We start from the raw sequence: 25,011 nt of genomic DNA, 5'->3' as shown, positions 1-25,011 counted from the left end.
AAACGGCGAAGAGTAAAACACATGAGTTCACTCAGTAAAATGGACAAGTTGCAATATTCAATAGGCCTGATTGATAAAGTCACTGGGCCTGTGAATAAGATCATGGCTAAAATAAATCAACTGAGCGAACAAACAGCCAGCGCCAAGGAACAGTTATCAGGCGGACTAATGAGTGCAGCGGGTGGGGCCATGATGTTAGTTGGCTCGCTCAATCCTGCCATTGAAGCACAAGCCGCTTTGGGCGAGGTGCAATCGCTTGATGTGTCTAACCAGGCTCTGACACAACTTAATAACACCGCAATTAATTTTGTAAGTAATTACGGCGGTAATACTGCTGCTGTTATTCGCAGTTCTTACGACATCCAATCTGCCATCAGTGGCCTTACTGGTAATGAGCTTGCTCAGTTTACCGAGTCATCCGCCATTCTTGCCAAAGGCACAAAAAGTGACGCGGCGACCACCACCGATTATTTCGGTACCATGTATGGTATTTACCAAGACACAGCCAAAGAAGTTGGTAAATCTGAGTGGATACAAATGCTAACAGGGCAAACCGCCGCGTCAGTTCGTATGTTCAAAACTACGGGTTCTGAAATGGCGGGAGCTTTCAGCACGTTGGGTGCAGAGGCTAATTCCCACGGCATAACAATGAACGAGTCCATGGCGGTACTTGGTCAGTTGCAAGCCACCATGTCTGGCAGTGAAGCGGGTACCAAATACCGCGCATTCCTTGGTGGAGTTGGTAAAGCACAGCAAAAGCTTGGTATTCAACTCACTGACGCACAAGGGCGTATGCTGCCAATGGTTGAAGTGATGGACCGAATACATGAAAAGTTTGGGATCATTGACACCGTTGCAGAAAGTGACGCACTGCAAAAAGCGTTGGTACCAAAGAAGCTGTGGCACTGATTAAACAGCTTATGCCCCAAGTTGATCAGCTTGAAAACAACATAAACCAATTAGGTAATATTTCTAATATGGGGGTGGCTGTTGAAATGGCCGACGCCATGGGTAGCGCATGGGATAGATTCGGCGGCTCACTTAATGCAGCATTGGTAAGCATGGGTCAAGCCGTTTTACCAATCATTGAGCCAATTGTGGACCTACTCGCTACATTACTACAAGGAGTTGTTTGGCTCACTCAAGAGTTTCCCATATTGAGTGGTGTTATAGGGACGTTTGCTGTCGCCTTAGTTGGTGTAACCATAGTAATGGGCACTTTCAATGCCTTAGTGGGTTTGTACCGTTTGGCTATGCTACAAGGTGCGCAAGCAACCAAGATTGCAAGTATCTGGTCTAAAGCGTGGTCGGGTGCATTAGTAATACAAACCGCAGCTATGAAAGCCGCCAGCTTTGCAGCAGCAAACTATGGCAATGCTCTATTGTTTGCAGGCGGTATGCTGAGCCGTTTACAAAGTATGGGGGTTGTTGGCGTTTTGAGTTTAGTCACTGCAAAACTGGGAGCCGCAGCCACCGCAGCTTGGGCGTTTTCTGCCGCATTGTTTGCTAATCCGATAACGTGGATTGTCGTAGGGGTCGTTGCTGCAATCGCAGCCGTATCTGCGCTTGTATATTACTTCGATGAAATATCAGCAGCTTTTAGTGATTGGGCAGACAACTCAATGCTTTGGCAGGGTATGCGCGTAGCTTTTGATTTAATCACTTTGCCACTGCAAATCATATGGTATCTCGTTAAGTCCATTGGTTCTGCGATTTATGATTTTGTAGCCCCTGCATTTAGCTTTATTGGCGAGTTGGTCGGTACAGTGACAGGTTCTATAACTTCGGCATTTATGGCTGTGTATGAGCCTATCTCAGCGGTATTTTCTCGAATTGGAAAAATCATTTCAGGAGTATTTGAGGGAGTTTTCTCTACAATCAAAACGTTCTTTAATTTTTTTGGGGATATAACCGCAAGTGTCACCGGCTTTTTGAAATCAGTTGCAGATAATGGCGTTTTAAATATGGTGATTGACTTTTTCAGTGATGATGAAGAAGTGCAGAAAATTAGCCAGCAGCCAAGCTCAGCAGTGCAATCGTTAGAAAGCGCAACACATATAAACTCTGTTATGCCGCAAGTTCAAAGTCACTCATCGCAAAGTTTAGATCAGGCACAATCAAACAATGTTGTGCAGTTCTCAAGCTTGCAAACGGGTAATAGCGTAACTAATCGAGTGCTTGAACAAACTCAAAATGGTGCTTTGTATTCGCAATCGACTATTGTTTTACCTAGTAATGTTGTGGCACTTTCAAATGCTCAAGTATCTAACAATACAAGCCGTACTCAACAAAACTTTGCAGCGGTAGATCAACCACAGACTGCGAATTTTACTAACACACCAATTTCAAAAGTTAGTGAAGTAAACCAAGCGCTTTCAAGCAGCGTGATACCGCTAAATGCACAAGTTCTAGCTAATCATAATATAGCTAATAGTAATCATCATGCAGTGGGAGCAGAACAAGCTTTAACGCAAAATACGCAATTGGCTTATTTAGATCACGCAATTACCAACAATGCCCAAAGCCAGGTTCTTGAACAAAGTGCTCAGTCATTAGAGCAAGAGCAAATCGAGCTAAACAGCACCTATGTGGCCAAGCCAAAGCGCTCTGCATTTTTACAGCAGCTTGCTAAAACAAACAATATCAATACCAGCAATGCAAGCAGTGACAACTCTAAGAACGTGCACATCGAAAGCTTAACGGTAAAAACAGATGACATGGCCCGCACGTTCGAAGATGTAATGGAGTTAGCATCATGATGACATTTGACGATATCCAGTTGCATATAGATTTAAACGTTGTCGATGGGGACTTTGTGCTCAATGACTCCCTGAGTCCTGCAACACTGCAAAAAGCAGACGTAATAGCACAAGACATTAAGCACCGCATTTTAGAAAGTGGTTTGCTTGTAAAGCTTGTTGGGCTGCGCAATGAAAACGGTATTAAGCCAATTCTGACCGAGCTTGAATTGCTTATTGAACAAGACGACAGGCTTAAACCTGGCTCAATCAATATAATAAAAAACGATAACGGACTATCAATTGACGCAAAAACCAGACAGTACGGGGGCTATCATGAAATTTAAAGCTCTTATGGAAAAAGCGGGTTTACCACTGACAGAAGACAAAGCCGCAGATCAATGGCGTGAAGAACTCAAAAGCCAGAATATTTCTGTGGCGAATGACTCTCCATTTGGTCCGTTCTGGCGAACTATTGAAGCCTTGATCACAAAACCCGTTGTGAAGCTGTTTAATTGGATTGCCCAAACGGTAATGCCAGATCTATTTATCATGACCGCAAGTCGCGACGCATTAATTGAAAAACACGGCCCAAGTCGAAATGTGTTTATTCAAACTGGCTTGAAAGCACGTGGATTACTGACTTTTTCACGCCAAAACAGCGAGGGTGAAAGCTCTGTCGTTGCTGGCACTGTAATCACAACGGACGTGATTGGCTCAGAATCCTACGAACTAACATTATTGCAAGACGTTAATTTTAATGAAGGAGTTAGTGCCGTTAGTGCATTAGCAGAGGCTATAGAAGTAGGGGCGGCGTTCAATCTACCCGCGAATTCCTATCGCTATTTTTTAGAGCCGCAAGACGGGGTTACAGTGACGAATTCTGACGATTGGCTTTTACTACCAGGTGATGACGAAGAAGACACCGAGAGTTACCGGGAACGTATTCGAAACGTTTTTGGTACCGCTGCACGCTGGCACACCAACGATGTTTACAGACAAATCATCGCGGGATTCCATGTGCCCATTGATAACATTGAGATAGAAACAAACGGGCCACGCGGACCAGGTACCGCAAATGTGTATATTTATTTAGATGTTGGCACGGTACCAAGTGCATTACTAGAAACAATCAACCGCCATATTCGCGATAATGGTCATCATGGGCTTGGTGATGATGTGGTTGTATATGCAATGCCAACGCAAACACTCAATGTATCTGTTGTTTATACACTGCATACTGACAGTGATATTCACTCTCAGATAACCAGTTTTATAGAGTCTGCATTTCGAAAAAACGCGGCGTACAAGCCAACACGTGTTACGCATAATTCGGTGTTCTCAATCAGTCAGTTGATCAGCGAGTTGCACGAAGAGTTTGAACAGCTCAAATCAATTCGTATCAACATTGATGACATTCACCCTCAAAATTGGTTGCCAGTGTTGGGGAGCTTGGAGGTGAACCGTGGCTAATCAAATTGCAACTTGGCTAAACAAAGGCTATGCCGAAAAATTAGTAAAAGCTGCTACTGGTTACTGGAATAAAACCAGTGAATTTGTCATGTGGGCAGTGAATCAAAAAGATGAACAGCAGAATGAAGAACCTATTTTGAGCTTTTTGGCTTGGGAGCGTTTAACTGACCGATTGCATGATGAGCCTTTAGAGCTCTATAGGAGTCGCGTTCAACATGCGCTCGTAAATACAATAAACGCGGGCGAGTTTGCGTGCATTAAAGACATTTTTGCGCGCCTTGGCATTGAAGTACTCAAAGTAAGTGAACGATTAGACGGCAGAGATTGGGACATTATTGCCATTGATTTAACAGACAATGCGTTGGCTAATAACAACAATTTATTACCAGAGCTAATACAGCTCTATGGGCGTACATGCAGACGCTATGAATTGACTGTACACAATAAAGCGGAAGTGTCGCTATCACTAGGTGGAACACATGTGCAATGGGACAACTGTCACGTACAGCATGCATTGCATTTGCAAGCTAACAATCAAGCAACACAGCAATACAGCCATGGTTTTATATCTCTACAAAATGAATCAAGCGTAGCGCCTTTATTACCGTTAAAGCATGATGTGAATCACTCACTCAATATTGAGCGCTTAAATTGTTTTTTAGGGCTAGATAACCGTGTTGTAACTACATTGCTTTTACCAACTCATTTTAATGTACGGCACAGTTTCGAAGCACAACCGAAATACGGATTTATCAGCAAGGAGGGTGGCGTAAGCCTGGCGACACTATGAGCCAAATAATAACAGGGATTATTACCAACGCAGGAAAGGCGCACATAGCAACAAGTGCATTGAACAATCAGGGTTTAAACGTCACCGAAATGGTGTTTGCTAACATTCCCAATCTAAATGAACACGCGACACGAAACCCCAATGAAGGTATGCCGCCGTCACTGCAAATCGTACACCGCCGCAACATCGATGTTGAAGGCAGAGTGGATGAAAACACTGTGGCATGGGCTGTGGTTTTGGAGCAAGATGTAGGGGACTTCGATTACAACTGGATAGGGCTTGTTACAGACGCTGGCTTGCTCTTGGCCGTGGATTACTTGCCCATGCAGCGAAAGCGTAAAGGCGTGAACAATGTGCATAACCGCTCGTTTGTGCTCAAGTTTGCAGCCGCCGCAGCACTTTCTCGAATTACGATACCTGCACAGTCATGGATGTTTGATTATAGCCCGCAAATAGACCGAATTGACAGCACATTACTGACTATAGCGACCATTCAAATAAACAACATGAATAGAGCCGTTAAACAAATTTATAAGGGATTTAATTATGAGTGATTTAGGACGTTTAATAGATGCGTGCGACGCGCTAACGAATACTGTTGAAAACAAACACGCACAGATTGATGAAACGCTTCAGAATGCAATTGCTGAGTTGCAAAATACTGCTGCTTCATTGTCGAGTCAATTGCCTCGGATTTGCGTATCTGAAAATCCATTTCTTGAGATAGATGCATCAACACAATTACCAACAGGGTTGATGATGCATGACGATGTCACTGCAGAGCTTTTTGAAACAATTCCACGTTCTCCAGAAGAGAGAACCTCAGCACAATTGCAATTATTGCAAAGTATGGAAGACGACCTTGGTGTGTCGCTTCGTGCTCATGAATATTATGACCGAGGCTTTAACATTATTAAATTATCGTGGACACAATTAACAAACTCAAATTGGTTAGCATTTCCAGCATACAGTAAAAGCGGCACTGGCGCATACCCTGAGCAAGTATTACTTACTTACGGAGCATTTGTAAAAGTATTGTCTGGTGAAATCACTGGGTACTGGGGAGAGGGTACAACACTGAATAAATGGCATTTCGGCAATGGGTTATGTGAAGTTAGTGGCAGATTTGGCAACTATTTTCATCCGCATCCATTGCGCAAAAGTGCAACAGGGTCTGTTTTAGTTGCATTACCATTCATAACCACCGGAAATGTTCAGAACGCCGCAGAATGGTATCCACAAACAATCATCTAGGAGGTCATATGAAGCTACTCGATATTCACACATCTACACAAAAAGCTGTAACGAGCAGAAACAGACTAAATGAATATATAAAACAGTCTGACCCATTGTTTATGGAAGCGATTCGAAAAGAAGCAGCTGGGGACCATGAGGGGGCCACGCTTGCACAAACGGCAGCACTAAAAGCGGTTGCAGCAATCAAAGAAAAATATCCATTCGATGTATAGATTAACAGTTTGTTTTAACGAAACCGCAGCTCCATGCAAGATGCAAGCGGGCGCGAAAGCGCTCGCGAACGCATTGAGAGATAGCTCTCGCTATGAGAGCCCTAAATCACTCAATGGACTACTATTGAGTGCAAATAGCACACGTTCACTAATGTTAGCATCGCAACTTCAAACGATAAATGAAGTATGCCCGATTCCTGGGTTGATAACATGCGCGTCATACGCGCAAAGTCTCAGTACAATTGAACAGGATAAATTAGTTGTATATGAAGGCCAAAGTCTTGAGTGGTGCGAACAGAGCTTGCAAAGTCTCAAGCCTTTACAACAAAAGCAAATCACAGAGGGGCTGGCAAAAGTAAATGAACAAGGGCAAAGTTTAGTTAAATCTATTGATGACGCACTGACCGAAACAGTTGAACTAAAAACGTCAAGGGACGAGCGGTTGAGTCAACAATTCGCGCCTGAAAGTACAGGACTTAACAAACAATTATTGACAGGTTCTAGCATTGAGTCACTAGCACGCCAGGTCGAACAAGTAGGCGACGATTCAGAATTTTGGGCACTGTGTTTATTCGTCGGCGAAATTGACGAATTGAACAAAATCAAGGAAGTATTGTGATAGCAATTGATGGTTGGCAAGTACCAGGTTACGACACAAAAGTAAGCGCAGGCATCAAGCTCGCGGGCTCCGATTTATCTGGTTTTGGTTCATATGCCCTCAGTTCAGACAATGGTGTAAAGCCGGGTATCTTAAACGTCAAAGCAAAAATCGCATTTGTTGATAGTAATGACCTAGCGTCGCTCATCACAAAAGCCAAAGCATTAGACGAAAACGGCGCACGAACAGTCTATACGATTAACAGTGATTTGGCTGAAGCGTATAAAATCAGAAAAGCAAAGTTCAGTGGTGAAGTGAAAGCAACTGAACTAGAGGACGCAAAAGGCTGGCAAATTTCATTCAAATTGCTAGAAGTGCGCTCAGTATCAGAGCGTGAACAACAGCAACTAGACGAAACATCAAATCAAGCTAGTGAGCAGCAAGCAACTGATTCACAGACCCAAATACAGCAGCAATTCGACCAAATAGACGGGCCGTAACATGGATGTACGTCTATTCGACTCTCTACATATTGACGGTTTTCCAGCAACAACAGTCATCAACAAGCAAGTCCAACTTGATTTGAATAGCGCAGGCCGTGCCCGCTTTGAAGTTGTTACAGAAGTGGAGCCTAGTGGACTTATTGAATTACATTTGGGCTATGAAGTATCAAATATGACTCCCTATTTTTTGGGCGTGATTGAGTCAAAACATTTTGCAAACGGGCGTTGGTATTTAACGTGTCGAGAATTGTTAGGCGCACTGGTATATCCAAAGCCATTTTCACTACGTCACCCGACTATCTCGCAAGTGTTAGATGAGTTAGACGAAAGCATTGAATTTGTGACGCCAGAAGCCGATTACATGCAAATCAAAGTCCCCATGTTTTGTCACGCGGGTACAGGCGTCGAGGCACTTCGACAAATAGGTCGCGTTTGGCAAATTCCACAGTACATTTTCCAACAAAGGTCGGACGGCAAAGTTTACGTTGGTGGCTGGCAAGATAGTCGTTGGGCTCGGTCAACAATCGAAGATTTCCCTGAACATTCGCTAAAAGCCAATAGCTCAACAACTGGCGAAGTGATAGCTATTCCCAAGTTAAGACCAGGGTTAAAACTCAATGGGCGTTACATTCAGGAAGTGACGCTACAAAACGACAGGATGCAATTACAATGGTCAAACAGGCTGTTAAGCGTTTAATACTCCGTTACTTTCCAGAGTTAGGCGAGCGTAAACATTTGCCGCAACTTGCTCGAATCGAAAACATTTATGATTTACCCACAGATGGCAGCAAAATAAGCACGCCTTTTAGACCATACAAAGCGGCAGATATTCAGCTCATAAACCCACATACTTATGAGATCTTAAACGTACCACTCTTTGAGCAAGTAACTTTAGCAACAGGCCAAGCAAGCGATACAGGACTAATTAACGAGCCCAAGCCTGGCATGATTTGTTTAATCCAATACATCGACGGTTTAAACAGTGCTCCCATCATTACCAGTATTTTGCCATGGCAAAGTCTGGTACCTGAGCAAAAGCACACTGACGTAGGCCTCAAACAAAATTCTCGAGCACAAATCCAAGGGCGCGATGGAAATTGGATAATAGAAACTGACGATTCAATCACGCAAGTTAGTGATTCGAGCAAAGTACAGGCCCGTGAGCGCACAGAGCAATTTCACATCAAACAGTCGTCCATTGGTACTCATGAAACTAATCAAATCGATGGTAATCAAGTAAACAAAATCATGGGCGCACTAAAAACTGTGGTTGGTGAAAAAGCGCTAATAACAGCATTGGAAGGCCTGCTCCTTGGCAGTCAAAATCAAATTGATATAAAAGCACATGAGAATCTAAACATAGAATCATTGAGGACTCTCCACGCTAAAGCAACAGAATTAGCAAAGCTTGAAGGAGCAACAATCTGGATTGGAAGTGACTCTGTTAACGTTGCGCAAGTACTTGCGGAGTTGATTGAGCTGGTGAAATTATTAAGTATTGAACTGGCTTCACACGGCCATAAAGACCAAGGAGCCGGACCACCAATGACTAAAACTGAGTTTGAGGGTTTTAAAGATAGTGCTGAGTCGTTGCTTGACGTATTACTGCCAATAGTCGCTAGGTAAAGAATTAGGTGTGTATATAAGTGTGTATACGGAAAGAATTTATTTTAAAATAAACAGAATATAATCAGTAGGTTAAGTTTATTATCTCATAATCGTGCCAATAGATAGTTGGGATATTTTCAACATTTTCTTTTGTATGTAATTTATTGTTTTCTTTCATAAAGTCGTGAGCTATCTATTGTGCTTTAGTGTTTGGTTTCTAACGCAGGCATAGTAACACATTTGAAAAGTGGCTTCGATTTATAAAATAAGCGGAAAGGAACAATTTTGGAATTGAGTAATTTGTATTGGCGTATTTCACTGGCTGTTGATCAATGACTCTGACCCCATTGATCTTGATTTGGAAAAAGGATCATGAGAAACGGCTTTATTTACCTAATAAGGGGAGGGCAATTGCTCATCTTAGATAAAAAAGCTCAGGTTAACTCACTTAAACAAGACTACATCAAGCATGTAGCGCATTCTCTCGCCCAAAAAGAGGCAGAGCAGCAGCGTTATGAAGTCCAAGAGTCGGCTATTGCAGATTGGGATGTGCTTAATGAAGATCAAATTGACCAGATAAAACGAACTGGCCACGTTGTCGCGGGTCGTCGAGTGTATTATATTGTCGGCAACAAGCTTAACTCTTTCAAACGTATAGAGTTAAACGACATGGAGCGGGTAACGACGCCAGCAGCACAAGACGTGCATTGGCAAAAAGCTAGGGAGATTGTAGACCTCGCCTTTACCTATGCTCACTTAGAAGAACGAACAATTCCATCCAACACCATATATGGCCACAACCGAAAACTCGGTAAAGGTTTAGACCTGATAGGTGATCTTGAACTCGCTCAACTAGCCGTTGAAGGCGAGGCAAGCGCGATTAGCGATAACGATTGGTGGGGGATAGGGATGATGGCTTAGATTCATTTACTTTAAAGGACATTTGATGCGTAGTTTTTTTATTCTCATGAGCATTGCCATTTTTGCGATGCAACCTGTATTGGCTGATGAGAAACAGAAAATTGTTGGACAAAGCAATAACCAAAATCAGCTAGTCCACATTTCTCTGGCTCAGCAATTGGGAGCTATTCAAAATAAGCTTTCTGATCTAGATGAGAAATTAAAACAGCAAAACACTTTGAATGGTGACGCTAAAAGTCTGGAAGAAACTTATAACGAGTTAAAACTTCAGCTTGAAGAGTTGAAGCTTCTTTTAAACCAAAAAGAAACAATACTGCAAAATAAGTTAAGCAATCAAAAAGAAGTCATAGAAAGTAAATTTCTTCATAAAGAGCAAAATCAAGATAAACAGCTGGCTAACTTTAATAGTCGAATATCTGATATATCATTTGAGCTAACGTTATACAGCATACTAATTACCTTAATAGCCGTTATTTTAGGTATTTCGACCACATACATTTCGATTCAAAAAGCTAAAGAACAAGCGAATGAAGCTTCAAAAACACATATGAAGGATTGGCTTGATAAAAATAATGATGTTTTGCTTAAACAAGCACAGGAAACCTTCGAAGAAACGAATAAAAACTTAAAAGCTAAATTTGAAGAATTTGAAAACGTTCAGAAGAACCGAGCTGAAGTATTCGCAGAAAAGAGGTTGATTAGAGCAAAATTAATTGATTCATTGGTCGATGAATCTAGCAACATAGACCCTGTAGTTTTCGAGAGCGATAAATTGGAGGTTAAAGACTGGTTTGAAATTGGGGATGAAATGCTGGCGAATAATCGATATCGCTTATCGCTAAAAGTTTGGGATGTAATTCTATTGAAAGAGAAAAATATCGCTGAAGAGTTAATACTAGCCAAAGTTTATGAATTAAAGGCATACTGCCTAACTATGCTCAAAGAAAAGTTAGAGGCAATCAAAACCTATGATGACTTGATTAAGCGACTTGGTCATTCAGAAAAAAGTGAACTTAAACTACAAATAGCTAGAGCAATGTTAAATAAAGGGTTTAACCTTAGGAGTCTTGGTAGACATGAAGAAGAAGTTCATACCTATGACGAACTTATTGCTCGCTTCTTTGATGCAGAAAACGACAAATTGCAATCTATAATCGCTAGTTCAATGTTGAATAGAGGGGTTACACTTGAGCGGTTGGGTACGCCTTACAAAGCAATAGAAGCCCTGGATTCTTTGATTTCTCGCTTTATTGACTCAGATCTTGAGGAGATACAAGTTACAGTTTCTGGTGCAATGTTGACTAAGAGTTATACCCTGAGAGACTTCGGTGAGTTTTATAAAGCAATAGAAGCCTGTGACAGACTGATTTCTCATTTTATCGACAGAGAAAACAACGCAATACAAGCCCGAGTTGCTGCAGCAGTATTGGTTAAGAGTTCCGCATTGCGCCAATTAAATGAGTTTCATAAAGCAATAGAAGTTTGTGACAGTTTGATTTCTGGCTTTATCGAATCAGAAAACCGTGAAGTACAATTACAAGTTGCTCAAGCAATTATTTCTAAAGGGTCTATGCTTGAGAAGCTTGATAAGTACGAAAATGGAATAGAAACCTATGAGGTACTTATTAACCGATTTATTGGCTCAGATGACGAAAGATTACAAGTAGAAGTTATTAATGCAATGAGAAGTAAAGCGAGCATACTGAGGGATCAATCAATGTTTGAAGAAGAAATAAAAGCTTATGATGCAATGATTGTACGTTTTATTGACTCAGATAATGAAGATATGCAAATAATAACTGCGCAAGCAATGCTCCAGAAAGGGAAAGTATTGGAGTTTTTAAAAATGAAAGAAGAACAAATTAAATCCTATGAGACACTAATTAATCACTTTGCTGACTCAAGCAATGAGGAAATAAAAGAGTACGTAAGAGTCGCAAAGAATAGATTAAAAATATTAAAGCCCGATTAGTTCTAACTGCTTTTCTCTTGGTAAATTACTAAGTAGTGCTGCGGCCAGTTGCGCCGCATCACCCCTAGGCGGATTCAAGTAATGCTTAAATGCAAGACTCGCTACAAAGGTAGCACCGCATTCTTTAGTGTTTGAGCACGAGCAATATAATTCAGATACGTTATCCGCCACATTCTCCCTCGATGTTATTATCGCCTTACTTCCGCAGTGTGGGCATGTCACTCGCATTGTTACACCTTCAAATTCTAATCTAGATACTGTGATTATATACAGTTAACTCCGTGGCGCAAATTTCGCTGCCAAAACGCATCCGAGAAACCAAAAGGGCGAAAAATTCACTCCTCCTCGCCTTCCGCTTTCGCACAAAAAATTTATGATTTTGACATTGCCAGTGACACCGAGATTATGTGGCAATCTTTGTATATAAGGATCTGCCAGCAATTGCGAAAGGATCAGGATGTCAAACTTGTGACATGTTTTGACATGAGAGTGACAAGAAAAGATCCAAAATATTGGAAATTCAATGAAAACTCATTTAAATTAAAATTATTATGATTTAACTCATAACTATTTCATGAGGTATTTATTTAAAGGAATGCAAAGCCAAGAGCGGTTCGAACTGCTTTTATCACTGACACGAATTAGCAGTGAGAAAGTAATTTCGGCACTTAGAGATTATTTAGTTCGTGGCATGGATAAGAAAGCTGCAGCAATCATTAACCATGTTGAAATGCCAAACTTCTTAGCAGCGCTCAAAAAACTTGAAGAAAAGGCGGCCGTCGTTGAAATGATCAAAGAGATTGACGGGTTATGAACTTCGTAGCCCATATTTGACCTGAAATGCAGCGGCGAGCAAATAGCGGCCGTTGATAAAACTTTCATCGGCATGCAAAATGCAAAATCCGACTCCTTATTTATGTTTTCTTATGATTGAGCGCAAATACAAAGTTATAGCAAGCTTCCCTATATTTGGACTAATCCTTGATATATTAAACGGGAAAGGGTTTAGTGACTACGTTATTAATGGCTTCAACTTATCATTTGCAGTAGTTTACTTCTTAATTATCAGGTTTATAGTGGTAAAGGTGACAATTGTGCACATTCAGAAGACAGCAAAGTTTTACTCTACGGTTCTTTCTTTAATTGTTATTTGTGCGGCCTTGTTATTTTGTGCTTATCACTTTTATCTGTCTGAGCCATTTAGAATAGTTTATAGTGGTAAATACACTTACCACGCTTTGAGTTTAGGGGTGTTTCTGTCTTTACACTCAATTCTTTTGGCTTTTATTGTACTATTTGGACTTAGAAAAATAGTACAAGGAAAATATAGGATTTATAAAGCGTAATAATTTGCTCATGTTTAATCTGACAGTCAAAAATAAAAACTACTCATATGAACCTATTTACTTCCGAATTTATTGATTACGTTCAGAGGGTCCTTACTAAATCTTTGCCCTAAATTATTCAACCCTTCAAACAAGTTCGGCGCCATATATGTCCCCACGCCTATAAAGCCTAGTCTAGCACTTTCGGCCACGGCCAGATACTCACAAATACTCGAAACCAAATATGCTGCAAGTAAGGCCATAAGTGCGCTAAAGAAGTAATGACCAAAAGTAAAAGCGGGGGGCGATAAATAAAGTTGAACGGCCGCAGCCGTCATACTGATAACAACAAACTGTGCAATTTGTTTCAAGTTTATAAATCCATCATTTGGCACCTTCGCTTTGCGGGCTGAAATCAGAGTATTCAGGTATTGAAAAGTTTATATGTAGATGCGTTGGTAAATAGCGGTTAATACTAGCCATTGTTTTTTGAGGTGGAACTACTTCATTGTTGTAGTATGCGCGTTATTTTATCTAAATCACCAAAGCGCGGTGAATCGCCAGGCGTTTGCCCGTTTAATGCTTGTTACGTACGATGCATACTCAGTATGTCGTTAAGTGTAATTTTTTTAAGCGTTCAAATTCGTCCTTCGGTACAAAAAGTAACACTATTCTTGTCGTTTTTTCCATGCTTACCCGTATACTAGGTACCTCATATAGGAATTTTCATTCTCTTTTATTTTTAATACGTTGAATTATTATGAAACTGAAAAAAAAGAACTTAAAAAAGTTGTCTACGAAAGATCTAAAGCAAGTCGTTGGTGGTAATGGTGTGACTACTATAAGTAGTATTGATATTACAACAGCAAGAGGTGATGAGCCTCCTGCCGGTTAATCACGATGGATAATAGTCAATTAAGGACCTGATCCTATAAGTCCTTAATTGCACTTTCTCCAATATCACTGTGCTTCGAGTTATGGTAGTTAGACTTCTCTGCATCTACTCATAGCGCATGGCATATAAAACCCGATTATTTTTCGTTTTTTCTGCGTTCACCGAGTTTACGTCTATCCATTTCCCTTTGTTGCCTTGCCATGTACTCTTCAATTTCAGAACGCTCACGGTGACCAATGACATATCCCTTTTTATACTCGATCGCCATGTCATTTGGACAAATGCTTGATTGGTCTAAGCCTTTTTTTGCATGCTTATATCCTAATTCGTACGTACAGTACTCAAGTAGCCCATCGCTATATCCGTCAACAAATTTATCTAGAGCATCTAAAGCAAGGGTGGCACCGCACTCTGCTTTAACTGCATCAAATGTTCTGACGTCTTTACCAGATTGTGCAGCGTTAAAGCCCAATGTTGTCCAATCTTCAGTCGTGCAATTAGAGTAACTCAGGGTTTCTTTTGTAGCGCTACACCCAGTCAAAAGTGCAATTATGATAGTCGTGATTGTCATAAGTTTCATGATTTACTTTCCTTATAAATTATTAGCATCTTGTACGCTAACAATGTTTGCCAGTATGTCTATTTTGTTTTGAATCCCCTGTGTGTCAGGGTATTTGTTTTTAACGTCTAGTAATAAACTATATGCAGATTGAATATCGTCAGTATTGATGTATAGTTGGGCTCGCCCTAGCATTGCGTGCAAATTTACACTGTTAAATGCTTCTGAGCGTAAAAACATTTGCTCCGCAGCTATATAGTCTTTTTGCTGTAAAAGTAGATGCGCGTAAGATAACAGTGCCTGTTCATTGTTCGCATTATTATGCAAAGCCTCTTTGTATAACTTGTCGGCCTCAACAAGCTTTCCGTTTGCTTCTAAAATCTGTGCTTGTGTATATGCTATGGTGCTTTTATCTATATGAGTCAGTGCATCAGAGCCAATAAATTGTTGTAAAAGCCATTCACTGTCTTCCCATCTATTAGCTGAATTGAGCCAATATAAATAACTTCGAACATCCGAAAATTCTAACGTCTGTTTACTGACATTTGCTTTGAGCAGTGCGACAGCGCGGTCATACTGAGATTGTTCAAAGTGCAGATTGATCATTATAAGCAGGTTTTGATGTGATAGGTCACCTAGCAAAAGTGCATATTCGAGAGATGTAAGCGCTTTATCACTTTGCTGCGTTTCGAGATGGATTGCTGCTTTCGTAAGCCAATAGGATTGTTTCTGCTTGTTTTTTGTAATCAGTTCGCTCAGTAATGCTAATGCCGATGGGAACATTTTTGCTTTAACCAAAGAAGTGAGTAACCCTTGTTGCCACTGTTCATTCTCGGGTTCTAGGCTGTAGGCTTTTTGATAAGCATACAACGCGCTGAAAGCCCCATTTTTGTGAAGGTTTAAATAACCTAATTGGCCATGGATCATCGCGCTGTTCGAGCCATATGCAATGGCATTTGAAAAGTGTATCTGGGCCTTTTCAAAATCTTCATTGATAAGGTACAGTTGCCCAAGGTCTTGATGGGCACGAACCAATTGTGGCTTTCGTTTTAAAACAAACTTATAAACTTTTTCGGCATTGCTATACTCTTTTAAAGAGAAGTGGACCTGCGCCTTTATCATCAAAAGTGCAGGGCTTAGTTCGATGTTATAAAAAGTTGCAAGTTCTTCGCTGACTTTCTTAAAGTCTTTTCTCGACAGTAACGATTTGAGTTTTTCAGCAAGTTCATATTCGTCAGGCGCTAAGGTGACTTCCCGATCTGAGTACTGCTCACTGTATGCTGGTAAAACAAACCTAACGGGCTCTAACTCAAGTTGATAGTCTTGTGTATGCGCTTTGAAGCCAGCCATTAAAAGTGCAATAAGGGAGAATACACCCGCGCGTTTTAGATTCATGATATTATCCATAGTTAAAGTTAATTCCGTATAAATAAACAGCTTGCACTGCTTTACCTTCCTTCTTAGGTATCTCAAATTTCGCGTGTTTGACCCATGTTCTAATCGTTTCAATCATTTCAGGAAATACGGGATCAATAATCTTCTTAACATAGGGTTTACCAGTTTGGTCAATGATGAGCTCAACAGACGTTTCAATTCGTTTTTGGCCATACTTCCTCACGGCCTTTGGCGGTTTTATATAACGCTGCGAAACGACCTTGGGTACTCTGTCGAGGTGTTCGACCTTGAGCATGGGAACTTTGGAAGAAAAGTGACTAACAAATTCAAGTTTGTCTAATTCTAACATCGGTAAATCAAGCTCCTCAGATTTAGGCACTTGCATTACGTTCTTATTGCCGTATTGCACTTTTACCGGACCACCCAGACCCATAACATTTATCGCACTTACATTACTGGGCGCGTTGTTTGACTGCGTTAAGGGCGGTGGCGGTGGTGGGGGAGCAATCACAGCAACATCTATCTTATTGACAATGAGTTTCTCTGGTTCAGCAGGTGAGTTTTGGTCGAACACCACCATGAAGATAAATAGCAATGCAGAGAGCATCAAAGCTCCTAAGACAATGAGTGCTCGAAATGCAAAATGTTTGAGCGTCATCATTATAAAGTCTCTTGCGTTGCAAGGTTGATGTTATCAATGCCTGCGAGTTTCGCCTGATCGATGACTTTTACCAAAAGGTCTGTTGTTACAGATTTATCTGCTTGAATAATAAGCGGCCTAGCATCTTTACGGTTTAAGTGTTCAAGTGTACTGCGTATGCCGTTTAGTCCGATATTAGTGCCGCCGTATATCACTTGGCCATCACGAGTAACCGCTAATAAAAACACGTTTTTTTCCAGGCTTTTACTTGAAATCGCTGAAGGTTTATTCACTTCGACACCCGTCTCTTTGACAAATACGGTTGTGACGATAAAAAAAATCAACAAAATAAAGACCACATCTAATAAAGGCGCTAAATCAATATCATTGCTTTTTTCTTGCTCTATGCGATGTTCGAAAGAGGATTTCATAATTGGCCTCGCAGCTTCTTGTATCTGAATAATAAAAGTTGGCGTAAAACCACAGAGGGAATAGCGAGCAACAGACCCAGCTTTGTTGTGACTAGCGCACTAGAAATACCACCAGACATAATCGCATGTTGACTTAATGCATCAAAGATTGAAATTACCTGAAACGTATCCAAAAGCCCTTGAATAGTACCTAGAAGGCCAAGCAAAGGTTGTGCTGCAATCAACGACAACAGACCCGCTTGCCAATTTTGTACACTTTGCGCCCAACCGTCGTTTGGTTCGCTAAAGTAAAGGTCAAAAATAACAAAGTAGGTGAAGCTTGATATACCCAGTAGTGCAAGTATCACTTTATTCTCTAACAAAAGGCTTAACTCAATCATGTTGAGTGCCTGCTTGGGTTAACTCGACTTTACTCAACTGGATGGCCAATGATTCTAATGATGATTGAAAGCTTTTAACTTTTCTTGTCAGAAGTGCGCTAATGACTAATGAAGGTATTGCGACAATCAACCCAAGCTCAGTGGTGATAAGCGCCTGAGAAATACCACCTGACACCACCGAGGCATCACCGGAACCAAATACATTCATCATCATAAATGTGTGGATCATGCCTGAAACGGTCCCCAATAGGCCAAGCAAAGGCGCAACGGCCGCACAAGTTGCTATCACACCAATGTACTTTTCGTTGGATGCTTTGTGTTTAGAGAGTGTCGCTATCAATAAATCGTCTCTTTTTTGAGATACATTGTTTTTAATGACAATGTCAGTTAACGACTTTTGTATAGGATCCAAGTGTTCAACCCAGCTTTTGAATTTTAGCTTTGAGAGTGGATTATCTGCATGTGCAACAACCTGTTGTTCGAGCGCTTTTAAGTTGGGTAATTTAAATAGTTGCACAGCTTTGATTAATCCAATCACAATCGCTGCCAATGCAAAAGAGATAATAGGAATTGCCCAAGTGCCGCCACGCTCTATATATTCCATCATGGAGAATTGGGTTTTGTTGAGCTTGTCTGCATTACCAAGAGTTGGATCAAACAGAATATTTGAGGTGCCTTCGCCTTTGAGCATGAGCATATTGTGGTAAAGGCCATTATGATTTCTTAAAGGGTTCAGCAAGGCCTCATCACTGTTCGGGTGTGCAGATACCAAGCCAGCCTCTTTATCATTAAGGGCATATTCGACCGGGCCAAATTTGATGCTCTCAAAATTCGCGAGCTTGTTATCACTGCCAATGATCTGCTTAGTTTCAAATCGGGGCGATAGCATCCGATTAAACTGTTTTTGCACTTGAGTGGCATCTATTCCACCAGATTGCTTAGAAACCAAGCTTTGTGTCTGCTGTTCAAATGCGGAAACTAGCTGCAATTGATAATTTTTTTGTGCCAACCACTGTTGGTTACGTTCTTTCAGTTTATTGATATTGAGCAGTTGCTCATCTTCCAATCGTCTTATGTTGTTCGCTTTATTACGCAGAGTTTTAACGCGTTGGAGCTGTTCGTGTAACTCTCTAGCTAATGCTCTGTGCTCACTGTCAATATGTGATTGTAACTCTTTCAATTGCGTGTTCGACGTTGCGATCCGTTTTTGGAGCTCTTCAGACTCATCTTGTGCAGCAATTACAGTGACACTAAAAAATATTATAAGTAGGTAACAAGATAAACGAATCATAAACGTTCTCCTGTCTTGTTCACTGCGAGAGGGAGTTGAACATACCTAGCACTGGTAGGATGTTTTAGAATATGTGTAACGGCCGAAACTTGATCGCTCGTTAAAGGAAAGTTTAAAACTTGCTCAACTTGGGAGCCATGCCACCATTGCCAGTTATTAGCATCACTTCTGCCGTAACCGAAATGCAGGTTATCTGCTGAGACGTACCACCCATGAGAAATGCCAAGATAAACTTGTTCAACGAGAATCGACTTGGCGTCTTCCGTCGAGAGTTTGACTAGACCGGTATGAAACACAACTCTTTGGTCAAAGTCCCATGCTTGTTTTAGGAGTTTGAGTACATTTTCCAATTTCTGTGAGTTGGCTTTTTGGCTAAGCGTTGGCAGCACTTCTTGCCATTGTTGTTGCAATGGCTGTGGAAGCTTCGCGTTTATTCCATTTAAGTAGCTCACCAACTTGTCTAACTCGGTCGTAAGTTTTGAATCAAATGCTTCAAACTCTCTTTGTTGCGACACAAGGAGCTTTCGCTGTTCAGAAACCTCGGTTTTGTTTGAATCGCTTTTGGCAATGAGTTGTTCCAATGCCTGTTGCTCTTTTTTAAGCAAAGCTATTTGTTGCTGTATTTTTTCTTTGCGTTCTGACCATGCTGAATTTAGCACACTTTTTTGCTTTTCTAGGCTTAGCCAATTTTCAACCAAACGAATATCTTCATCAGCTAATGAAGTATTTGATACAAGAAAATAAAGCATAATTAAACTAAAGCGTTTGAGAGTAACCAATATAAACGTCCTTATCATTTAGACCTATTCTAGAGGTCAAATATTGCGCATGTCTTATATTAGAAACTGTGTTGAATTAATGTCAATTAGACAATGTATTGGTTATTTTTAAAGATGAATTTTACTAAATTTGGAAGATAGATAGCCTATCAGTTTGGTCAGCAATTTTTGTTTTTTACGTAGACTCTCAATTTAAATTAATGGATCTGACAAATATATAAATATCTTAATTGTATTTGTTGATTGTTTTTCAATCATAGTATGGTGAGGAGATTGGGAAGATTGGGAAGATTGGGAAGATTGGGAAGTGGTGCACTGAAAAAGCATTCAATGCACCATGAGCCAGTTTTTATTTAAAAGCTAAAGCTAACTTTTGCGTAATACGTCATGCCATCAAAGCCGTAGGGCAGTGCTCTAAGCGGGTAGCGCATTGCCCCGTTAGTGATAAAATTGAGTACCTCGTCTTCGCCAAGTTCGTCAGGCGTCTCATCAAAGAGGTTATCAATCCCTACAGATAAATTGAGGTTTTCAGTCAATTCATACCCGAAGTTCACATCAACTAAGACCGCAGACTCAACGACACTGGTTTGTTGCCAGCTATTAGTCGGAGACAAAAAGTCAGGTAGGACAATGTGTCTGCCAGCAAAGTAACTGACTTCTGTTTCTCCAAAGTAATTGAATCTTAGTAAAGAAGACCATTGCTCTGCTTGGTAATCAAACGTCAAAGTAGCACGCTCTTGAGGCTGCCCATGAGTCAAAAAAGAACGACGCTGTTCATCAAGTGCAATAGTATCTGGAATCCCCTCAGGAGAGTTTACTCTATCGATGGTTGTTTCATTCTTATTGGCCGCAAAGGTGATCTCAAGCTCTCCGTCAGCAAAGTCGGTATTGTACGACGCGATTAAGTCGACCCCTTTGGTAGTCGAGTCCAAAGAGTTTGAGAAGAAGTTGCCTTGAACAGCACCAGTTGCTTTTAGCGCGGTATTTGCGTCGGCAAAGTTAGTGAGCTCTTCGCTATCTGCGCCAATGAAGCTGCCTAAATTAATTCTGTCGTAAATCTTGATTTGGTAGAAGTCTAAAGTCAGCGATAAGTTGCTGCTAACATCCCACGCCAAACCCAAATTATAGTTGTCCGATGACTCAAGTTTTAACCCGTCAATACCAAGCGCAGAAGGAAAGGGTGAGCCAGCCGTTGCAGTATATGAAGTTGCTAAAGAACCATCGCCGCCTAATGTCGTCGTAAACGCGGTATAACCTGATTGTTGTAGTGACGGCGCTCGGAAGCCGGTTGAGGCAGCAGCGCGCACAGCAAAATCTTCTGTTACTTCATAGCGGCTTGCCAATTTCCAAATCGTGTCGTCGCCTGAATCAGACACATCTTCATACCTTAAGGCTGCACTTACCAACCAATTTTCATTAAGTAATGTTTCAGCTTCGACGTAGATAGCATGGCTAGAGCGGTCAGCGCTGTTTGCCGCATCAGGTCTTAACCCCTGATATGCTTGAAAACCACAATCTGCAAACACTTCTGGATTTATTACAGAGGCAAATGAGCGCTCGGCATTCGATGCCCCGCAAGCATAAGAGGCCACCTCACCAGGTACAATTTGGTAGTTTTCTTTGCGATACTCAGCACCAATAGATAAGTAAATTGGCTCTGCATTGTCACGGTCTATTACACCGTTAACGTCTAAGTTTGTTGTCCATTGATCAAATCGGAAGCCCCCAGAGTATCCACCTCTAGGGCCCGCATTATCTGCGATATCTTGACTACTGGCATTAGGGTTATTTGCTAAATACTCAGCAGCATAAGATGCATTGATAGTGTTTGACGAAGAATAGTCGTATTGGTTTTCGCCGTACACGGTTGATAAGTCAAAGTTCCAATCTGGGTTAATATCCCCTTTGATGCCAACTGCAAAAGAGACATCTTCTGCTTCGTTATCAATGCGAGGTAAAAAGCCATCTGGGTAAACTTGAGGGACATTACGTTCAGCCCGGTCAAAATCACGATAAAAGCCATTACCTAACGCTGTTCTATTTGAGTAACCCGCAAATGAGTAGAGCTCTTTGTCGCCAACTGGAAGCGCTGCGTTGTAAAAAATGGAGATGAATTCACTGTCAGAATTGCCCTGACGCCAGCGAACTGAGTCAGATAAACTGCCTTTAGCAATTGTTGAAGAGCCCCCAGTGTCTCTTTCTGCTCTATTTGTACCGTCCGCATCTCGATATTCTAAAGAGACATTGATAAAGCCGCCTTCATTACCAATATCAAAACCGCGGTTCAAGCCTAGTGCATATGTATCACCATCACCTTCTCCAGTTGAACTGCCTTGGAAAAAACCTGTAGTGACACCTGTAGAGTCGTTCAAAGATAAGTTGATAACGCCTGCAATTGCATCTGAGCCATACCTTGCCGCAGCACCGTCACGTAAAATTTCAACATTTTTTAGTGCCATCATAGGAATGGAGTTCATGTCAGTTCCCGCGGCACCTGCGCCTACAGTCCCTGATAAGCCGAAGATAGCTTGAGTATGTCTTCTTTTACCATTGATTAGCACCAATGTTTGGTCTGGTTGCAATCCCCTTAACGTCGCGGGACGAAATAAATCCGAGCCATCTGATACTTGAGTTCTACTAAAGTTAAAAGAGGGGGCAATTGATTGAAGGCTTTGCCCTAATTCTGTGAAACCACCTTTGTTGAGCTGTTCAGTATCTAAAATATCGATTGGTGAGGTTGACTCGGTGGCTGTACGGTTGGAAACTTTTGAACCAAGGACCGAAATGGTTTCAATTTTTTCGTCAGTTGGTTCATTGGCTTGCGCCATCGTGGTACTTGCCAATAGTGCTAATGCTATTGGCGATAGCTTGAGAGATCCTGTCATAACTTACTACTCTATAATTATTTTTTATTTTAACGGCTTTGCCTGTCTAAGAAGTTGTCACAAATAAAACTCAAGCGCAATATTTTTGTTCTAAATATGTAAACAGATTGTCGGAAACGCGACTATGAAAAACCTTCAAGTATTTGTGTTGCAATAGTTTCAAGCTCAGAACGCAACCATATTAGACCTTGGTCTAAGTTATAGGATGGATGCCAGACCATGAACAAATTATAGTCAGGCAATGGAAGGGGCGGTTCTAATATCTGGACACTCTCTACTTCATGTTGCTTGATAGAAACTGCGGGGACCGTCGCGATTAGATCACTGTTGCTTACCAGTTCTACTACATTCATCAGCTGTGGGACGGTGGCCGCTATATGACGTTGTTTTCCGAGCTTTTCCAGTTCATTGTCTAAACTGCCGCTTGAAGCACCCCAAGGAGAGACAAGCACATGCTTTGCACTTAGAAAAGCCTCTAAAGAAAGTTCATTTGAAACTATTGGGTGTTGTTTCCTAGCAATGACGCGATATTGCCCAGAAATTAATTTTTTTTGACTAAGGTTGCTTTCAAAAGCATGTGCGTGACTAAACGTCAGTACCAAGTCGATATGATTAGAAGACAATGCTTTGATTGGGATTTCGGAGCTAAGATCAATGACCTTAATTCGTATATTGCAGTCAAGAGTAGATAACATATTGAGCAGGGGATAGATAAACAGCTTAGTTGTAAAGTCGGTGGCGGCTACCACGAACTGCCGATTTGACGTGCTTTTACAAAAGCTATCAAGACCATTCGCAACTTGGTTGAGAAGTTCGAGGCCTTGTTGTGTAAGTGATTGTATATTTTGAGCTTTTTGTGTAGGGAGCATCTTGCCGTCTTCCCTCACAAAAAGAGGGTCGTTAAACGCAGTTCGAAGCCTTTTTAGTGCATGGCTCATTGCCGATTGGCTCAAGTTTAATCTTTTTGCAGCCCCTGAGACGCTTTGAGTTTGGTATAGCGCATCTAGCACTAACCACAAGTTCTGGTCAAACTGTCTTAGATTCATATATGTACCATATTCATATTTATCTGAAAAATGTACATTTGATTCATGTTTAATTGCAACTTAATCTAGTTTTAGACAACGCAGGAATGATTAAGATGAATAAGAACTCAGTAATTAATTTTGTACAAAAGCTGGCATTGATTAATGAACATTGGTCACCCAAAGTAGTTGCGCAACTCAATGACTATCAACTGAAGTTGGTAAAAGTAAAAGGAGAGTTTACTTGGCATCGGCATGTTGACACGGATGAATTATTCCTCGTTATAAAAGGTTCGATGGATATTCATTTTAAAGACAGGGTTGTACCATTAACAAGTGGTGAGATGTATGTAGTTAAAAAAGGCGAAGAACATAAACCTGTTGCTACCGATGAGTGCCATATTTTAATTATTGAACCAAGTGGAGTGGTAAATACAGGCGATGCAGGTGGTGAGTTGACAGCGGATAATGATATCTGGATTTAAGTCTAAATAAGACTGGGGCTAAGTCATTAGCCCCAGTCTTATTTTTTAAAGATTGTTTATATGAAAGGTGGTTCTTTCATGTGCGGTGCCATGGAGGATAACACTTTTAATCTCATTATAAGCTTCTACGCTCGTGAGAGGATTTGATCTTAGAAGCAATAAATTCGCTACCTTTCCAGGCAATACAGCCCCATATTTTGATTCAAGTTGATAGGCTTTGGCATTGTTTATGGTTGCACTGGCTAACAAGCCAACAAGATCAACACCAGCGTGATGCATATCCCTTAGCTCCCAAAAAGTGGACAACCCAGGTTGAGAAGCATAAGTGGGTGCTGGTGGCGTATCAGAGCCCAATAATATTGGCGCTCCTTTTTTATATAGGTAATTTAAAACACGCTTGCCATTAGTTTGTTTGGACTGCATATATTCAATTTTTTGCTGGTGGCTCTTAGCGTCCCATCCTGACAACATCTCTTTCGCAAACCACTGACCATTGGGAGACTTGTACCAATCCAGCTGCCAATTTGGTAGCACTGTTTTGTATTCATTTTTGTTTAGGTGATCGGGGACCATCACGTCTGTGAGGCTACGCATTACGTTTAAAGAAGGCTGATAATAGGTATTTTTTTTCAGAATCTGATTGGCAACGCGTTTTACATTTATTGGCAGGCTGGCAGAGAGACTCGCCTCTTGTTGGTGTTCATCCAGCCAGTTCCATATACCGTGCGCCAATATATCTATATCGTTTTGTAGCGCAATTGATTGCATATCTGTGGCATTGGCATGGACCATAACCGGCAGCTTTAGCCTATTTGCTTCAGCGGTTATTTCTTTGACACTTTCCTGATT

General features: G+C 41.2%; 29 protein-coding genes and 1 pseudogene. 17 read left to right on the top strand and 13 right to left on the bottom strand.

From position 1 onward, the window contains the following. Positions 1-21 precede the first annotated feature (21 nt). The 14 genes from A7985_RS05380 (at position 22) to A7985_RS05315 (ending at position 12,072) form a co-directional block, all read left to right on the top strand. The gene (locus tag A7985_RS05380; RefSeq protein ID WP_065789391.1) at positions 22-909 is read left to right on the top strand and encodes a phage tail tape measure protein; all 888 of its coding nucleotides are present in this window, start codon (positions 22-24) and stop codon (positions 907-909) included. After that, a complete protein-coding gene (locus A7985_RS05375) occupies positions 900-2,759 on the top strand; it encodes a hypothetical protein (RefSeq protein ID WP_065789390.1) in 1,860 nt (619 codons plus the stop codon). The genes A7985_RS05380 and A7985_RS05375 overlap by 10 nt, the downstream gene beginning before the upstream one ends. After that, on the top strand, positions 2,759-3,085 hold the full coding sequence (locus A7985_RS05370; RefSeq protein ID WP_065790039.1) for a DUF2590 family protein: 327 nt from the start codon (positions 2,759-2,761) through the stop codon (positions 3,083-3,085). Before A7985_RS05375 ends, A7985_RS05370 begins: the two co-directional genes overlap by 1 nt. Then, the gene (locus A7985_RS05365; RefSeq protein ID WP_065789389.1) at positions 3,075-4,211 is read left to right on the top strand and encodes a baseplate J/gp47 family protein; all 1,137 of its coding nucleotides are present in this window, start codon (positions 3,075-3,077) and stop codon (positions 4,209-4,211) included. The genes A7985_RS05370 and A7985_RS05365 overlap by 11 nt, the downstream gene beginning before the upstream one ends. Then, on the top strand, positions 4,204-5,001 hold the full coding sequence (locus A7985_RS05360) for a hypothetical protein (protein ID WP_065789388.1): 798 nt from the start codon (positions 4,204-4,206) through the stop codon (positions 4,999-5,001). The genes A7985_RS05365 and A7985_RS05360 overlap by 8 nt, the downstream gene beginning before the upstream one ends. Further along, the gene (locus tag A7985_RS05355) at positions 4,998-5,555 is read left to right on the top strand and encodes a phage tail-collar fiber domain-containing protein (protein ID WP_065789387.1); all 558 of its coding nucleotides are present in this window, start codon (positions 4,998-5,000) and stop codon (positions 5,553-5,555) included. The genes A7985_RS05360 and A7985_RS05355 overlap by 4 nt, the downstream gene beginning before the upstream one ends. Continuing rightward, a complete protein-coding gene (locus A7985_RS05350; RefSeq protein WP_065789386.1) occupies positions 5,548-6,255 on the top strand; it encodes a hypothetical protein in 708 nt (235 codons plus the stop codon). The genes A7985_RS05355 and A7985_RS05350 overlap by 8 nt, the downstream gene beginning before the upstream one ends. Positions 6,256-6,263: 8 nt before the next feature. Then, complete coding sequence (locus A7985_RS05345) at positions 6,264-6,470, top strand: hypothetical protein (protein ID WP_065789385.1); 207 nt, start codon at positions 6,264-6,266, stop codon at positions 6,468-6,470. Next, complete coding sequence (locus A7985_RS05340; RefSeq protein ID WP_256096646.1) at positions 6,463-7,089, top strand: hypothetical protein; 627 nt, start codon at positions 6,463-6,465, stop codon at positions 7,087-7,089. The genes A7985_RS05345 and A7985_RS05340 overlap by 8 nt, the downstream gene beginning before the upstream one ends. Beyond that, a complete protein-coding gene (locus tag A7985_RS05335) occupies positions 7,086-7,568 on the top strand; it encodes a baseplate complex protein (protein WP_065789384.1) in 483 nt (160 codons plus the stop codon). The genes A7985_RS05340 and A7985_RS05335 overlap by 4 nt, the downstream gene beginning before the upstream one ends. A 1-nt stretch (position 7,569) precedes the next feature. Next, positions 7,570-8,268 carry a hypothetical protein gene (locus A7985_RS05330; protein ID WP_065789383.1) on the top strand — a complete coding sequence of 233 codons (699 nt, stop codon included), beginning with the start codon at positions 7,570-7,572 and terminating at the stop codon, positions 8,266-8,268. Further along, the gene (locus A7985_RS05325) at positions 8,241-9,197 is read left to right on the top strand and encodes a hypothetical protein (RefSeq protein ID WP_065789382.1); all 957 of its coding nucleotides are present in this window, start codon (positions 8,241-8,243) and stop codon (positions 9,195-9,197) included. Before A7985_RS05330 ends, A7985_RS05325 begins: the two co-directional genes overlap by 28 nt. Before the next feature lie 354 nt (positions 9,198-9,551). Next, the gene (locus tag A7985_RS05320) at positions 9,552-10,100 is read left to right on the top strand and encodes a hypothetical protein (protein ID WP_065789381.1); all 549 of its coding nucleotides are present in this window, start codon (positions 9,552-9,554) and stop codon (positions 10,098-10,100) included. A gap of 25 nt (positions 10,101-10,125) precedes the next feature. Further along, positions 10,126-12,072 carry a tetratricopeptide repeat protein gene (locus tag A7985_RS05315; RefSeq protein ID WP_065789380.1) on the top strand — a complete coding sequence of 649 codons (1,947 nt, stop codon included), beginning with the start codon at positions 10,126-10,128 and terminating at the stop codon, positions 12,070-12,072. On the opposite strand, the gene A7985_RS05310 is transcribed toward A7985_RS05315, so the two are convergent. Continuing rightward, on the bottom strand, positions 12,058-12,300 hold the full coding sequence (locus A7985_RS05310) for an ogr/Delta-like zinc finger family protein (RefSeq protein WP_065789379.1): 243 nt from the start codon (positions 12,298-12,300) through the stop codon (positions 12,058-12,060). The two genes, A7985_RS05315 and A7985_RS05310, sit on opposite strands and share 15 nt — an antisense overlap. A gap of 346 nt (positions 12,301-12,646) precedes the next feature. On the opposite strand from A7985_RS05310, the gene A7985_RS05305 reads away from it, so the two are divergent. Next, the gene (locus tag A7985_RS05305; RefSeq protein ID WP_065789378.1) at positions 12,647-12,886 is read left to right on the top strand and encodes a PapB/FocB family fimbrial expression transcriptional regulator; all 240 of its coding nucleotides are present in this window, start codon (positions 12,647-12,649) and stop codon (positions 12,884-12,886) included. 585 nt (positions 12,887-13,471) lie between these two features. Here A7985_RS05305 and A7985_RS05295 read toward each other — a convergent pair. Next, positions 13,472-13,768, bottom strand: coding sequence for a hypothetical protein (locus A7985_RS05295; protein ID WP_141685265.1), 297 nt, complete (start codon positions 13,766-13,768; stop codon positions 13,472-13,474). Positions 13,769-13,781: 13 nt separating this feature from the next. Further along, positions 13,782-14,048 (bottom strand): annotated as a pseudogene (locus tag A7985_RS27130) (phage portal protein); the annotation flags it as partial. A gap of 109 nt (positions 14,049-14,157) precedes the next feature. Here A7985_RS27130 and A7985_RS26185 point away from each other — a divergent pair. Next, positions 14,158-14,292, top strand: coding sequence for a bacteriocin-like protein (locus A7985_RS26185; RefSeq protein ID WP_141685264.1), 135 nt, complete (start codon positions 14,158-14,160; stop codon positions 14,290-14,292). Between the two features lie 136 nt (positions 14,293-14,428). Here A7985_RS26185 and A7985_RS05290 read toward each other — a convergent pair whose 3' ends face one another. The 9 genes from A7985_RS05290 to A7985_RS05250 form a co-directional block, all read right to left on the bottom strand. Further along, positions 14,429-14,872, bottom strand: coding sequence for a DUF2799 domain-containing protein (locus tag A7985_RS05290; protein ID WP_065789376.1), 444 nt, complete (start codon positions 14,870-14,872; stop codon positions 14,429-14,431). Positions 14,873-14,884: 12 nt separating this feature from the next. Beyond that, entirely contained in the window at positions 14,885-16,246 is a 1,362-nt protein-coding gene (locus A7985_RS05285; RefSeq protein ID WP_176716686.1) for a tetratricopeptide repeat protein, read from the bottom strand. A 4-nt stretch (positions 16,247-16,250) separates the two neighbouring features. After that, positions 16,251-16,907 (bottom strand): hypothetical protein, encoded by a 657-nt coding sequence (locus A7985_RS05280; protein ID WP_065789374.1) that lies wholly within the window; start codon positions 16,905-16,907, stop codon positions 16,251-16,253. Beyond that, the gene (locus tag A7985_RS05275; protein ID WP_065789373.1) at positions 16,907-17,317 is read right to left on the bottom strand and encodes an ExbD/TolR family protein; all 411 of its coding nucleotides are present in this window, start codon (positions 17,315-17,317) and stop codon (positions 16,907-16,909) included. The genes A7985_RS05280 and A7985_RS05275 overlap by 1 nt, the downstream gene beginning before the upstream one ends. After that, entirely contained in the window at positions 17,314-17,697 is a 384-nt protein-coding gene (locus A7985_RS05270) for a MotA/TolQ/ExbB proton channel family protein (RefSeq protein ID WP_065789372.1), read from the bottom strand. Before A7985_RS05270 ends, A7985_RS05275 begins: the two co-directional genes overlap by 4 nt. After that, positions 17,690-18,988, bottom strand: a complete 1,299-nt coding sequence (locus A7985_RS05265) for a MotA/TolQ/ExbB proton channel family protein (protein ID WP_065789371.1) — start codon at positions 18,986-18,988, stop codon at positions 17,690-17,692. Before A7985_RS05265 ends, A7985_RS05270 begins: the two co-directional genes overlap by 8 nt. Continuing rightward, a complete protein-coding gene (locus tag A7985_RS05260; RefSeq protein ID WP_176716685.1) occupies positions 18,985-19,737 on the bottom strand; it encodes a DUF3450 family protein in 753 nt (250 codons plus the stop codon). The genes A7985_RS05265 and A7985_RS05260 overlap by 4 nt, the downstream gene beginning before the upstream one ends. A 383-nt stretch (positions 19,738-20,120) precedes the next feature. Then, positions 20,121-22,652: a TonB-dependent receptor plug domain-containing protein gene (locus tag A7985_RS05255; RefSeq protein ID WP_065789369.1), complete on the bottom strand. Its 2,532-nt coding sequence runs from the start codon at positions 22,650-22,652 to the stop codon at positions 20,121-20,123. A 122-nt stretch (positions 22,653-22,774) separates the two neighbouring features. Beyond that, on the bottom strand, positions 22,775-23,698 hold the full coding sequence (locus A7985_RS05250; RefSeq protein ID WP_065789368.1) for a LysR family transcriptional regulator: 924 nt from the start codon (positions 23,696-23,698) through the stop codon (positions 22,775-22,777). A gap of 95 nt (positions 23,699-23,793) precedes the next feature. Between A7985_RS05250 and A7985_RS05245 the strand changes: the two genes are divergently transcribed. Then, positions 23,794-24,162: a cupin domain-containing protein gene (locus tag A7985_RS05245; RefSeq protein WP_065789367.1), complete on the top strand. Its 369-nt coding sequence runs from the start codon at positions 23,794-23,796 to the stop codon at positions 24,160-24,162. Positions 24,163-24,207: 45 nt separating this feature from the next. Here A7985_RS05245 and A7985_RS26830 read toward each other — a convergent pair whose 3' ends face one another. Continuing rightward, complete coding sequence (locus tag A7985_RS26830; protein WP_256096645.1) at positions 24,208-24,954, bottom strand: amidohydrolase family protein; 747 nt, start codon at positions 24,952-24,954, stop codon at positions 24,208-24,210. Positions 24,955-25,011: the final 57 nt, after the last annotated feature.

Source organism: Pseudoalteromonas luteoviolacea (assembly GCF_001696455.1).
GTDB lineage: Bacteria > Pseudomonadota > Gammaproteobacteria > Enterobacterales > Alteromonadaceae > Pseudoalteromonas > Pseudoalteromonas luteoviolacea_C.
This window is presented reverse-complemented; position numbering and strand designations above follow the sequence as displayed.